This window comes from Streptomyces albospinus (assembly GCF_014648695.1).
In the GTDB taxonomy this organism is placed as follows: domain Bacteria; phylum Actinomycetota; class Actinomycetes; order Streptomycetales; family Streptomycetaceae; genus Streptomyces; species Streptomyces albospinus.
The window spans coordinates 90,332-102,599 of record NZ_BMRP01000023.1; the positions used below are offsets into that span (position 1 = coordinate 90,332).

The window sequence follows — 12,268 nt, forward strand, 5'->3', positions numbered from 1 at the left end:
CACCGCCACCGCCACCGCCACCGCCACCGACGACCGTTCGAGCATCCCGTACGAGGGGGACCCTTTCCATGCACGCTGATCTCTCCCGCACCACCTACCGGCCGGACCGGCACTACTCCGCGGTGGTGGCGCAGCAGGGCCGCGTCCAACTGGACGCCGACGCCAACGAGCAGACCGCGATCCAGCTGTTCCAGGCCCGTACCCTCGCCACCGATCTGATCGGCCCGCACGGCGGACCGCGCGGCGCCACCGGGTTCAGGATCGAACTCCGCGGCGGCAGCCGGGAGCTGGACGACCTGGTCATCGGCGGCGGGCGCTACTACGTCGACGGCATCCTCTGCGACGCCACCCGCCCGCAGCCCGGCGTGCCGGTCCCGGCAGCGGGCGGCCACAAGGAGGGCGAGGAGGCCGCGGACGCCCCCGCCGAGCCCGCCGCACCGCCGGAGACCTGGACGTACTGGGACCAGCCCGACGGCTTCCGCGACCCGGAGCGCCCCGGCGACCGACTGCCGTCCCGATTCCCCTACCTGGTGTATCTGAAGGTGTGGGAGCGGCTGGTGACCGCGGCCGAGGACCCGGCGCTGCGCGAGGTCGCGCTGGGGGCCGCGATGCCGGACACCGCGGCTCGCGCCAAGGTGGTGTGGCAGGTGCTGCCGCTGCCCGGGTCCGCGCTGGGGCTGGACGGCGACAACCCGCCGATCGACGACATCCGCGCCGCGTTCACCCGCTGGGCGCAGAAGGAGGCCGCCCCCGCCTCCCGGCTGGCGGCGCGCAGCGAGCGCCCCGACCACACGGACGACGACCCCTGCCTGGTCGCCCCGGACGCCCGCTACCGGGGGCCGGAGAACCAGCTCTACCGCGTCGAGGTGCACGACGGCGGCAGCGCCGGGGACGCCACCTTCACGTGGTCCCGGGACAACGGCTCCGTCACCTTCCCGGTCGACGAACTCGACGGCACATGGGTGGAGTTGGCGTCCCTGGGCGGTGACGACAAGCTGTCGCTGAACGTCGGCGACCTGGTCGAGTTCGTGGACACCGCGTACATCAGCCGGGGCGAGGCGGCGCCGCTGCTGCGGGTGGAGGAACTGGACCTGCCGGGCCGCCGGGTGCGGCTGTCCGACGAGCCCGCCCCGGGCGTCGGACGGCGGCCCGAGCTGCATCCGTTCCTGCGCCGCTGGGACCACCAGGAGGGCAGCCGCCGGACCGTCCGGCGCGGCGAGCGGGCCGGCCGGCTCAAGCACGGCGCGGTGCCGGTCGAGGAAGGCGTCTGGCTGCCGCTGGAGGACGGCGTCGAGGTGTACTTCGCGGCCGGCGGCACCTACCGCACCGGCGACTTCTGGCTGATCCCGGCGCGCACCGCCACCGGCGCCGTCGAATGGCCGGCGGACGCGGCGCGCCGCCCGCTGCTCCGGCCCCCGCTCGGGATCGCCGTCCACTACGCGCCGCTTGCCTGGGTGCACGGCGAACAGGCCGTCCCCGACCTGCGGTTGGCGTTCCGGCCGCTGGCGGCGGGCATCCCGGCGGCGGACGACGCGGCGCTGACCGCCGAGGCGCAGGCGCAGGCCGAGGAGACCGGCGGCGCCGCGCCGCTGTCGGCCGGCGCGGGCGGTTCGACGCCCGGGACCCCGGGCGGCCCGGTGCGCAGCCGGTCGCAGACCACCGCGGAGGCCGAAGCGGCGGTCGACGAACAGGGGACGGGCTGATGGCCGCGCCGCTGACCGGCAGTCAGCTCCTGGCCGCGCTGCGCGGGGAGGGGCTGACCGTCCACGAGGTCCGCGACTGGCGCCGGCACAACCGCAACACCAAGGGCGCCTGGGGCCCGGTGAACGGCGTGGTCGTCCACCACACCGCCACCGAGGGCACCGACAGCTCGGTCGCCCTCTGCTACGACGGACGCCCGGACCTGCCGGGGCCGCTCTGCCACGGCGTGATCGACAAGAACGGCGAGGTCCATCTCGTCGGCAACGGCCGCGCCAACCACGCCGGGCTCGGCGACCGCGACGTCCTCCAGGCGGTGATCCACGAGGAGGAGCTCCCGAAGGACCGCACCGCGGACACCGACGGCAACCGCCACTTCTACGGCTTCGAGTGCATCAACCTCGGCGACGGCCAGGACCCGTGGCCCGAGGCACAGTTGCTGGCGGTCGAGAAGGCCGCGGCGGCGGTCTGCCGGGCGCACGGCTGGGGCGAGCGGTCGGTGATCGGCCACAAGGAGTGGCAGCCGGGGAAGATCGACCCGCGCGGCATCGTGATGGACGACCTGCGGCAGCGGATCAAGGGGCGGCTGGCGCAGCCGCCGGAGGGGGCGGCGGGGGCCGGCACGGACGACACCGGTTCCGGCACGGACCCCGGCACGGGCTCCGGCTCCGGCACGGACTCCGGCTCCGGCGCGGACTCCGGCTCCGGCTCCGGCTCCGGCTCCGGCTCCGGCTCCGCCGAAGGTGCCGTGGGCGGACGACCGGTGCCGCCGATGCCGCAGCATCCGCCGTACGAGCCGTTCCCCGGCGGGGAGTTCTTCCGCTCGGGGGCGCGCGGACCGGTGATCGAGGCGATGGGCCGGCGGCTGGTCGCCGAGGGCTGCGACCACTACCGGCACGGCCCCGGCCCGGAGTGGAACGAGGCGCACCGCAAGTCGTACGCGTCCTGGCAGCGCAGGCTCGGCTTCCACGGCAAGGACGCGGACGGGGTGCCCGGCCGGGTCAGCTGGGACCGCCTCCGCGTGCCCAACTCCCAAGTTCGGTAACCCCGTTCGGCATTCCGGAGAACGCCGAAGCCGGACGGCCCTCCCCCACAGAGGGCCGCCCGGCTGTTATGGGGTGCGCCGGAGTGACGCGCCGTCACGCAGCTTCAATCCGGCGACTTCCGATACCGGCCACCGCCGCGGCCGGTACCGGGGCTGATGCCCGGAGGGCCTCAGACGCCCTGGACCGGGAGGGCCGGGGCGGCGGGCAGCGCCGGGATGTTGGCGGCGTTGGTCAGGTCGGCCAGGTTGGCGGGCACGGCCGGCACGTTCCGCATCGGGGCCAGGCTCTTCGCACCGGCGACGGTGGTGGCCACGGTGCCCTTGGCGTCGGCGACGACCACGACGCTCAGGCTCTTCGCGAACGGCACGGCGTCGGCGTCCAGGCCCTGCGCGAGTGCGGTGGAGTTGCCGGTGACGGCCTGCGCGAACGGCGTGGTGTCAGCCGCGACGCGCTGGGCGAACGGGACGGCCTCGGTGCGCAGGCCCTGGACGAACAGCTGCGCGTGGCCCTCGACGACGGTCACGAACGGGGTCGCCTTGGCGGCCACGTCGCCGGCGAGCTTGCCGGCGCTGCCGACCTCGAGCTGGGCGACCGGGAGCACCTTGGTGACGGCGCGGCCGGCGACCGGCGGCAGCACGTCGGCCGCGACCTGGTCGACGACCGGACGCACGGTGGCCAGCGCGCCCTGCGCCTGCTTCGTCAGCTGCTCGGGGCGGATGCCCGCACCGGCGAGACCGGCCAGCAGGTTGTCGGCCGAGCCCGGGGCCTTGGGCAGCGCGGGGGCGTCGGGCAGCGCGGGGGTCTTGGGCAGCGCGGGGACGCCGGGCAGCGCCGGGACGCCGGGCAGACCGGCGGAGGGCAGACCGGCGGAGGGCAGGCCCGGGGTCGCGGGCAGCTTCGGCAGCTTGCCGAGCTTGCCCAGGTCAGCGCCCTTGCCGTGCTTCTTGCCCTTCTTGCCCTTCTTGCCCTTCTGGCCCTGCTCGTCGTCGCCCTTCGTCATGCCGTCGGCGTGCACGCCGGAGAGCCCGGCACCGCCGACGAGCTGCTGGACGCTGTCCACGGCGCCGCCGAGCTGCGACAGCCGGCCGGTGGGCAGCCCGCCGCCGAGGGCACCGGTCGCCTTGCCGGACACGCCGGACACGGTCTTGGTGACGGTGCCGGTCACGTCACCGGTGGGCAGGTGCTGGGTGGCGCCGGTCACCGAACCGACGGCGGGCAGGTTCGGGGTGGCGGGCAGCTCGGCCGCGTTGGCGGCGACGGAGCCCAGGGCCCACAGACCGGAAGCGGCGGCGGCAACGGCGATGGAACGGCGGATGTTGGAGCGCATGATGGAGAAGTCCTTCGAATTCAGGAGTGGTGTCGGGCAGACCTGTCCCGCCCCCGCGCGGCAGGTCCAGTTACAGACGCGGAACGGTCTGCCCTAGCCGGGGAATTCGAGGATTTCTTCGGCACGGCGGCGCGTCGGGGCGCCGTCAGCCGTGCGGACGCCACCGGGCAGCAGCCGGTAGCGCTGGGAGTCCGCCGGGAAGGCGGCGTGCTGGTCCCCGCCACGGGGGCCGTGGCCGTCGCCCGCGGAGTGCGGGGCGGGCGCCACGGGGCCCTGCGGGAACTGACCCGGCAGGCCGTTGCGGCCGGTGTCCCGCTGCTGGTGCACGACGGGACGGGGCTGCGCGGCGGACTGGTGCGGGCCGTCGGCGCAGTGCGCCGGACGGATCACGTGGAGCGCACCGGCGGCCTGGCCGGTCGCGACCGTGCCGGAACCGGCCGGCAGCGCGCCGCTCGGCGCCCCGCCCTGACCGGGCGTACCGCCGTCACCGGGGCCACCCGGCAGCTCGCCGAACGGGAGGTGGACGGGCAGCGCACCGCCGACCACGTTCCCGAGGCCGCCGAAATCCTTGACGGCGCCGGCCAGTCCGGCAACCGGCCGGGCGATCCGGTCGGTGACCGGTGCGGCGACCCGCCCAGCGGGGCGTACGGCATTCGCGACCGCGCCGGCGGCGGCGTCCGAACGCCGGGCGAACCGGGCGTCGGCCACCGCACCCTGCCGCGCCAACGCGGCTTCGGAGGACGGCAGTCCGGAGGAGCGGTACGCCGCCCCGGTCCGGGTGGCGGCCCGGTCCGGGGTGGTGGCTCCGGCCCCGGCCCCGCCCGGAGCCGGGGCTCCGGTGAGTGCCTGCGGACCCGAGCGGCCGTCGGTCTGCACCCGGTCGGCGGCGTGTGCGCCGGTGCCGAAGGCGAAGCCGAGAGCGAGGAAGCCGACCAGGAAGAGCCCCGCCAGCAGCGCACGCCGCACGGCCACGGTGCGCGGCAGGCGCACGGCGGCAGGCATGGCGAACACAGCGGACAAGGAGGGACCTTCCCATACGGACGGGGACACCCGGGCACAGTGCCTCGGTGTCGCGCGCATCACGGGTGATCGAGCGATGCGCAGATCCTTGCACGACCGACCAGGTGCCGTGCAAGTCCCCGCGGCACTCCTGTCACCGTTGCTCCGTCATGTCCGGTATGGGCAGCGGTCTTTTTTCGATGGCCGCCGCCATCACCTCCGGAAACAGATCAGGTGTACATGCGAACGCCGGTGCCCCCAGGGCCGCGAGCGCCGCGGCATGCTCCCGGTCGTAGGCGGGCGCCCCCTCGTCGGACAGCGCCAGCAACGTCACGAACTGCACCCCGGACGCCTTCATCGCCGCGACCCGTTTGAGCATCTCGTCCCGGATGCCGCCCTCGTAGAGGTCGCTGATGAGGACCACGACGGTCTCGGCGGGGCGGCTGATCCGCGACTGGCAGTAGGCCAGCGCCCGGTTGATGTCCGTACCGCCGCCGAGCTGCGTCCCGAACAGCACCTCCACCGGGTCGTCCAGCTGGTCCGTCAGATCGACCACCGAGGTGTCGAAGACCACCAGCCGGGTGTCGATGGCCCGCATCGACGCCAGCACCGCCCCGAACACCGAGGCGTACACCACCGATGCCGCCATCGACCCGGACTGGTCGATGCAGAGCACCACGTCCTTCTTCACCGACCGCGCGGCCCGGCCGTAGCCGATCAGCCGCTCGGGGACGACCGTCCCGTACTCCGGCAGGTAGTTCTTCAGGTTGGCGCGGATCGTCCGGTCCCAGTCGATATCGCGATGCCGCGGCCGGCTGATCCGCGCGGAGCGGTCCAGCGCCCCGGTGAGCGTGGCGCGCGTGCGGGTGGCGAGCCGCTTCTCCAGATCCTCGACGACCCTGCGGACGACCGCCCGCGCCGTCTCCCTGGTCGTCTCCGGCATCACCTTGTTCAACGACAGCAGCGTGCCGACCAGATGGACGTCCGCCTCCACCGCCTCCAGCATCTCCGGCTCCAGCAGCAGCGCGGACAGCCCCAGCCGGTCGATGGCGTCCCGCTGCATCACCCGCACCACGGAGGACGGGAAGTACGTCCGGATGTCGCCGAGCCAGCGCGCCACCCCGGGAGCCGACGCCCCGAGCCCGGCCGTGCGCCGCCCACCGCCTTCACCGCCCCGGCCACCCTCCCGGCCGCCCCCTCGGCCCTGCCCGTAGAGCGACTCCAGCGCCCCGTCCATGGCCGCGTCCCGCCCCCGCAGCTCGCATCCCGTACCGTCCGCCCCCGCGCCCCCGAGCACCAGCCGCCACCGCCGCAGCCGCTCGGCGGCGGAGCATGCGGGGGCGGGTGAGTGCAGGGGCGTGGTGGTGGTGTTCGTGTCCGCGGTCGCGTCCGTGCCCGTGCCCGCGCCCATGGTCGCGTCCGTGGTCGCGTCCGTGCCCGTGCCCGCATCCGCGCCCGTGTCCGGGTCCGTGGTGGTTTCCGTGGTGGTTTCCGTCCCTGTGGTCATCTCCCGGCCCCCGTGAGGATGTTGGCGCCGTGGATGCCGGCGCCGTTGGTGTCGGCGCCGTTGGTGTCGGCGCCGTTGGTGTCGGCGTTGGCGTTGATGCCGACGTTGCCCTTGTTGACCTTGTTGGTGCCGCTGCTGTCGTTGGTGCCACTTCTGTCGCTGGTGTCGCCGGCGTCGCCGGCGTCGTTGGCGTCGCCCCCGTCCCGGTCTGTCCCCAGGAGGAGCCGCAGCGTGGGCAGTACGGCGGCGGCGCGGTCGCGGTCCAGGCCGGGGCCGAAGCCGGGCGCCGCCGCGTCCAACCGGTCGCCCGCCGGCTGCCGGGCGGCGATGGGGGTACCGCCCGATCGAGCGGAGCCGAGAGTGGGGGAGGGGCCGCGGCGGACCAGCTCGCCGAGGGTGCGCCGCGCACCGGCCTCGTACTCCGCGAACGTCCGGCGCAGCAGCGGCAGGACGTCCGTGAACGCGGTGTCCGGCACGCTCGTCAGCCAGCCGTCCACGAGGGCCAGCAGGCGTTCGTCGTGCACCAGCAGCACCCCGCCGTCCGCGCCGCCGACGAAGCCCTCGATCCAGCCCGCGGCGTCGGCGGGCGGGGTACCCGGCGAGAGCGCCGACCGCATCAGCCGTTCCGCCCCGCCGTCCGCCAACTGCCCTTCGTCCAGCAGGAGTCGGGTGGCCCGCCCGCGGATCAGGCCCGGTACGGCATCCCGGCCGGTCACCGTCCGCAGCACTCCGGCCCAGCGCTGCCGCAGCGGCGCCGAGGGCTCCCCGGCCGCCCCGGCCACCTGGCCGAGCAGGCCGACGGCCTGATGGGTGGCGTCGAGATGACTCCGCATCTCCGCCGCTCCGTCCGCGTCCAGCCCGGCGCAGGCCGGTGGCAGCCCGACGAAAACCCGTTCGGCCAGCCCGAGCGCGACCTCCCGGAGCGCCGCGCCGTCCGTGCCCCGGACGTCCCCGTACCGCACCGACCGGACGAGTGCGGGCAGTGCCTGGGCGAGATGTCCCACGTCCGCGTCCAGGGCCGCGCGGTCCGCCAGCACCCGCATCACCACCGGCAGGGCGTCGGGGAGCCCGGCGAGCAGACAGCGCTCGGCGAGCGCGGTCACCTCGGCGAGGGCGGCGGCCCCCGTCGCGTCCGCCGCGGCCCTGGCGGTGGCCGCCGCGAGCACGGTGGTGCCCCAGATACCGGCCTCGGCGACCCGTACCGTCAGCTCCGGCTCCCAGCGCAGCCGCCAGGTCTCCCGGAAGGTGCCCCTCCCGGCCCGGGAGCGGACGCGCTCGCCCCAGGGGATGCCGAGCAGCCGCAGCCGGTGCAGCAGCCGGCTGCGCCCGGCGTCGGTCTCCTTGCGCAGATCCAGCTCCAGCTCGCGCTCCGCGGCCTCGGGCTTGAGCCGCAACGCCCGCTGGCTGCGGGCGATATCACGCTGCAACGGGACGGCGGGGGCGTCCTCGGGCACCTCGCCCAGCACCTCGCCGACCACCAGCCGGTCGTGGATCAGCGCGGACGGGGCGTCGGAGCCCCCGCCCATGACGGCCCGGACCGCGTCGTCCAGCTCGGCGAGACCGGGCAGCGGGCGCCCGCGCACCGCGGCCAGCCCTTCGGCGAGCCGCACCGCCTCGATGACATGCGCCGACGAGACCGGGTAGTCCTCCTCGCGGAGCAGTCGGGCGACCTTGGTGAGCCAGCGCTCCACGGGGCGGTCGGGGGCGCCGAAGAGATGGCCGTACCAGCCGGGGGAGGCGATTCCGGCGCCGTACCCGCTGCGCCGGGCCAGCCGCCGGTGCGTCCAGGGCACCCAGGTCACCGCCGTCTTCTCCTTCGGCAGGCCCTTGAGCAGCTGCCGGTCGGCGGCCGCGGTGGTGCGCCGGGCCAGCGCGGGCACGTGCCAGGCCCCGCAGACCACGGCGATACGGTCCCCGAACTCCCGTCGCGCGGCCCGCAGTCGAAGCCGCATATGGGCCTCGCGCACCGGGTCGCGGTCGTGCCCGCCGTCGCCGTACGCCGTGCGCAGCGCCGCCATCGCCTCGGCCAGCGCCGCGAACGGGGCCAGCGCATCCGCCCCGGCCCCGCGGTGCTCGACGACGTCCTCCCACCAGCGCTCGGGATCGTCGTAACCGGCGGTCTCGGCCAGTACGCGAACAGGGTCGACCCGCACCGCAGGCCCCGGCGCCTCCGCCCGTGCCCCTGACGCCGCTTCCGCCTCCTCTTCCGGCTCTGCTCGTGGCTCGGCTCCCGGCTCGGTCTCCGGCTCCGCCGCCATCGCCAGCGAGTGTGCCGCCGGAAGATCGATGAAGCGCACCGGAACGCCGCGCTCCAGCGCCCAGCGCAGCGCCACCCACTCCGGGGAGAACTCGGCCAGCGGCCAGAACGCCGCGCGGCCGGGGTCGTCGGCCACGTGGGCGAGCAGTGCGACGGGCGGTCGCATGTCCTCCCGCGCGGCCAGCGGGACCAGGTCGTCCGCCTCCGGTGGGCCCTCGATCAGCACCGCGCGGGGCGCGCAGTGCTCCAATGCGGCCCGCACCGCCCGGGCCGACCCGGGGCCGTGGTGCCGCACCCCGAGCAGCACCGGGCCCGCCGCGCTCCCGCCGGTCATGCGCTCACCTCGCGGCAGGCGCGGTAGAAGTCCTTCCAGCCGTCGCGCTCGCGCACCACTGCCTCCAGATACTCCTGCCAGACCACCCGGTCCGCGGCCGGGTCGCGGACGACCGCGCCCAGAATCCCGGCGGCCACGTCCCCGGGGCGCAGCACCCCGTCCCCGAAGTGGGTGGCCAGCGCCAGCCCGTTGGTCACCACCGAGATGGCCTCGGCGGTGGAGAGCGTCCCGGAGGGCGACTTGAGCCTGGTGCGGCCGTCCGCGGTGCCGCCGTCCCGGAGCTCGCGGAAGACGGTGACCACCCGGCGGATCTCGTCCAGCCCCTCGGGCGCGGGCGGGAGTTGGAGCGAGCGGCCGATCTGTGCGACCCGCCGGGCGACGATGTCGACCTCCTCGTCCGGTGTGGCGGGCAGCGGCAGCACGACGGTGTTGAAGCGGCGGCGCAGCGCGCTGGAGAGTTCGTTGACGCCGCGGTCGCGGTCGTTGGCCGTGGCGATCAGGTTGAACCCGCGGACGGCCTGCACCTCCTGGCCCAACTCCGGTATCGGCAGGGTCTTTTCGGACAGGATGGTGATGAGCGTGTCCTGGACGTCGGCCGGGATGCGGGTCAGCTCCTCGACGCGCGCGGTCATCCCCTGTGCCATGGCGCGCATCACCGGGCTGGGCACCAGTGCCTCCCGACCGGGCCCGTCGGCGAGCAGCCGGGCGTAGTTCCAGCCGTAGCGGATCGACTCTTCGGGCGTGCCGGCGGTGCCCTGCACCAGCAGGGTGGAGTCGCCGCTGACGGCCGCCGCCAGATGCTCCGACACCCAGGTCTTGGCCGTCCCCGGCACTCCGAGCAGCAGGAGCGCGCGGTCCGTCGCCAGGGTCGTCACCGCGACCTCGACGATGCGGCGCGGGCCGACGTATTTCGGTGTGATGACCGTGCCGTCCGCGAGCGTGCCGCCGAGCAGATACGTCGCGACCGCCCACGGCGAGAGCCGCCAGCGCTCCGGGCGCGGCCGGTCGTCGGCCGCCGCGAGGGCCGTCAGCTCGGCCGCGAAGGTGTCCTCCGCATGCGGCCGGAGCGCCTCGCCGGCCGCACTCCCCTCGCCGGCCGCCGTCATGTTGGTGCTCTCGGCGCTCTCGGAGTTCTCAGAGTTCTCGGTGCTCTCGGACATCGTTCCCCCTCGTCGCGATGCGCGGCCGGCACCCCGCGAAAACCCCGCCGGCCGCTTGCGTTCCCCAGCCTGCACCACGCCACTGACATTCCTCCGAAAACCGCCTCTGAGCTGCGAAGACACTGCGACCGGCGGCGATTGTCAGTGCCGCGTCGTAGCGTCGGGGACATGAATCCGCAGGGGGAACGCTGGACGACGGATCAGGTGCTCGCACTGGCACCTGACGCGGCATCACGCAGGGCGGGCGGCACGCTCGCGGCGCCGGGCCCGTGGTCGGAGACGGGCGCGGACGGCGGCGCGGTGTGGGGGGAGTGCAAGGGCAGCGGCAGGAAGCTCTACCAGACGGTCGTGGACGTCAAGGGCCCGGCCTTCCGGTGCAGTTGCCCGAGCCGCAAGTTCCCGTGCAAGCACGCGCTGGGGCTGCTGCTGCTCTGGGCCGGGGCGGCGGGGGCCGACGGGGATGTGGGAGCGGTGGCGGCCGGGGAGCCGCCCCCGTGGGCCGCCGAGTGGCTGGCCGCGCGCGGGGAGCGCGCCGGGCAGTCGCCGGCCGGCGCGGTGTCCGGTGGCGGCGCCTCCTCCCGTGCGCCCGCGGCCCCGGAGGCCGCCGAGCGGCGGGCGGAGCGCCGGATGCGGCGGATCGCGGCCGGTGCGGCGGAACTTGAGCAGCGTCTGGAGGACCTGCTGCACTCCGGCCTGGCCTCGGCGGGCCGCGCCGGCAGCGCCTCCCCCTCGGCGGGAGCCGGGGGCGGCGGGGGCTCCTGGGGCGAGACCGCCGCCCGGATGGTCGACGCCCAGGCTCCTGGACTCGCCGCGCGGGTGCGGGAGTTGGGCGCGCTCAGCGCCTCCGGCGCCGACTGGCCGTCCCGCCTCCTGGAGGAGTGCGCCCTGCTGCACCTCCTCGACCAGGGGTTCCTCGGCATCGAGCGGCTGCCGGCCCCGCTCGCGGCGACGGTCCGCTCGCGGGTCGGGCTGACCACGGAGGCCGCCGACCTGCTGACCGGCCCGGATGCCGCGCCGGTCCGGGACCGCTGGCTGGTGCTCGCCCAACAGGACCGCGAGGACGGCGCGTTGACCACGCGGCGGATCTTCCTGCGCGGTGAGCGGACCGGCCGGATGGCGCTGCATCTCTCCTTCGGGGGCGGCCACCGCCCCCTGGACCTGGCCCTGCCCCCCGGTCTGCTGCTGGACGCGGACCTCGCGTACTACCCGGCCGCCCGCCCGCTGCGCGCCGCCCTCGGCGAGCGGCACGCGCCGGCGGTGCCGGGCCCGGTCCCGCCCGGTTGCGGCATCGATGCCGCCCTGGCCGCGTACGGCGACGCGCTGCGCGACGATCCGTGGCTGGACGCCTGGCCGGTGGTCCTCACCGACGTCACGCCCATACCGGGCCGGGGCGGCGCGGGGTGGCAACTGGCCGACGCGGACGGCGAGTCGGCGCTGCCGCTCGACCCGCGCTGCCCGGGCCGTACGGCCGTGTGGCAGCTGGCGGCGATATCCGGCGGCGCCCCGCTCACGGTCTTCGGCGAATGCGGCCACCGCGGCTTCCTGCCCCTGACGGCGTGGGACCCCGCGCCGGTGCCGCTGGCCCGCTGACCGCCCGGCCCGGCGCCCCCGCACCCCGGCCCGCCGGCCGGCCCACACCCCGGGCGACACCCCGCACCCGTGCACCACCCTCACCTGGAGGAAGGACATGACGACCCCACCGAACCCCACAACTGCCACGCCCCCCGTCCCCCGGCATCCCTCCGCCTCCCCCGTCCCCTGGCCCGAGCTGGTGAGCGCCGCCCTGCTCGGAGCCGAGCGGCGGACGCCGCCGGTATCCGTGCGCCCAGGGCAGAGCGCCGCGGCGGCACTGCTGGACGCGGCGGCGGTGAGCACGGTGCGCCGGCGCGCCGCGCTGCGCCCCGCCCCGGCCGGTGGGCGGCCCGCCCCTGCGCCGGCCG

General features: G+C 75.8%; 9 protein-coding genes. 4 read left to right on the top strand and 5 right to left on the bottom strand.

Translation table 11 applies throughout. From position 1 onward, the window contains the following. The first annotated feature begins 68 nt into the window (after nt 1–68). Together IEZ17_RS27415 and IEZ17_RS42900 are read left to right on the top strand one after the other, a co-directional pair. Entirely contained in the window at nt 69–1,703 is a 1,635-nt protein-coding gene (locus IEZ17_RS27415) for a DUF6519 domain-containing protein (RefSeq protein ID WP_189304636.1), read from the top strand. Continuing rightward, a complete protein-coding gene (locus IEZ17_RS42900) occupies nt 1,703–2,743 on the top strand; it encodes a peptidoglycan-binding protein (protein WP_229852702.1) in 1,041 nt (346 codons plus the stop codon). The genes IEZ17_RS27415 and IEZ17_RS42900 overlap by 1 nt, the downstream gene beginning before the upstream one ends. A gap of 170 nt (nt 2,744–2,913) precedes the next feature. On the opposite strand, the gene IEZ17_RS27430 is transcribed toward IEZ17_RS42900, so the two are convergent. The 5 genes from IEZ17_RS27430 to IEZ17_RS27450 all read right to left on the bottom strand — a co-directional run bounded on the left by IEZ17_RS27430 (nt 2,914) and on the right by IEZ17_RS27450 (nt 10,274). Further along, on the bottom strand, nt 2,914–4,071 hold the full coding sequence (locus IEZ17_RS27430) for a hypothetical protein (protein WP_189304638.1): 1,158 nt from the start codon (nt 4,069–4,071) through the stop codon (nt 2,914–2,916). A 93-nt stretch (nt 4,072–4,164) separates the two neighbouring features. After that, nucleotides 4,165–5,091: a hypothetical protein gene (locus IEZ17_RS27435; RefSeq protein WP_189304640.1), complete on the bottom strand. Its 927-nt coding sequence runs from the start codon at nt 5,089–5,091 to the stop codon at nt 4,165–4,167. 133 nt (nt 5,092–5,224) lie between these two features. Beyond that, on the bottom strand, nt 5,225–6,577 hold the full coding sequence (locus IEZ17_RS27440; protein WP_229852703.1) for a VWA domain-containing protein: 1,353 nt from the start codon (nt 6,575–6,577) through the stop codon (nt 5,225–5,227). Beyond that, on the bottom strand, nt 6,574–9,168 hold the full coding sequence (locus IEZ17_RS27445) for a DUF5682 family protein (RefSeq protein ID WP_229852704.1): 2,595 nt from the start codon (nt 9,166–9,168) through the stop codon (nt 6,574–6,576). Before IEZ17_RS27445 ends, IEZ17_RS27440 begins: the two co-directional genes overlap by 4 nt. Then, nucleotides 9,165–10,274 (bottom strand): ATP-binding protein, encoded by a 1,110-nt coding sequence (locus IEZ17_RS27450; RefSeq protein ID WP_189304686.1) that lies wholly within the window; start codon nt 10,272–10,274, stop codon nt 9,165–9,167. The genes IEZ17_RS27445 and IEZ17_RS27450 overlap by 4 nt, the downstream gene beginning before the upstream one ends. Nucleotides 10,275–10,496: 222 nt before the next feature. Here IEZ17_RS27450 and IEZ17_RS27455 point away from each other — a divergent pair, with 222 nt between their 5' ends. Together IEZ17_RS27455 and IEZ17_RS42905 are read left to right on the top strand one after the other, a co-directional pair. Then, the gene (locus IEZ17_RS27455) at nt 10,497–11,918 is read left to right on the top strand and encodes an SWIM zinc finger family protein (RefSeq protein WP_189304642.1); all 1,422 of its coding nucleotides are present in this window, start codon (nt 10,497–10,499) and stop codon (nt 11,916–11,918) included. Nucleotides 11,919–12,015: 97 nt separating this feature from the next. After that, nucleotides 12,016–12,268 (top strand): DUF5691 domain-containing protein (locus IEZ17_RS42905; protein ID WP_444544827.1); only part of this gene is annotated, 253 nt, incomplete at its 3' end.

What these genes read in the sequence shown, in the direction of transcription:
- IEZ17_RS27440 (WP_229852703.1), bottom strand. Translation starts at nt 6,577, where the DNA reads ATGACCACAGGGACGGAAACCACCACGGAAACCACCACGGACCCGGAC.
- IEZ17_RS27445 (WP_229852704.1), bottom strand. Translation starts at nt 9,168, where the DNA reads ATGACCGGCGGGAGCGCGGCGGGCCCGGTGCTGCTCGGGGTGCGGCAC.
- IEZ17_RS42900 (WP_229852702.1), top strand. Translation starts at nt 1,703, where the DNA reads ATGGCCGCGCCGCTGACCGGCAGTCAGCTCCTGGCCGCGCTGCGCGGG.
- IEZ17_RS27450 (WP_189304686.1), bottom strand. Translation starts at nt 10,274, where the DNA reads ATGACGGCGGCCGGCGAGGGGAGTGCGGCCGGCGAGGCGCTCCGGCCG.
- IEZ17_RS27415 (WP_189304636.1), top strand. Translation starts at nt 69, where the DNA reads ATGCACGCTGATCTCTCCCGCACCACCTACCGGCCGGACCGGCACTAC.
- IEZ17_RS27430 (WP_189304638.1), bottom strand. Translation starts at nt 4,071, where the DNA reads ATGCGCTCCAACATCCGCCGTTCCATCGCCGTTGCCGCCGCCGCTTCC.
- IEZ17_RS27455 (WP_189304642.1), top strand. Translation starts at nt 10,497, where the DNA reads ATGAATCCGCAGGGGGAACGCTGGACGACGGATCAGGTGCTCGCACTG.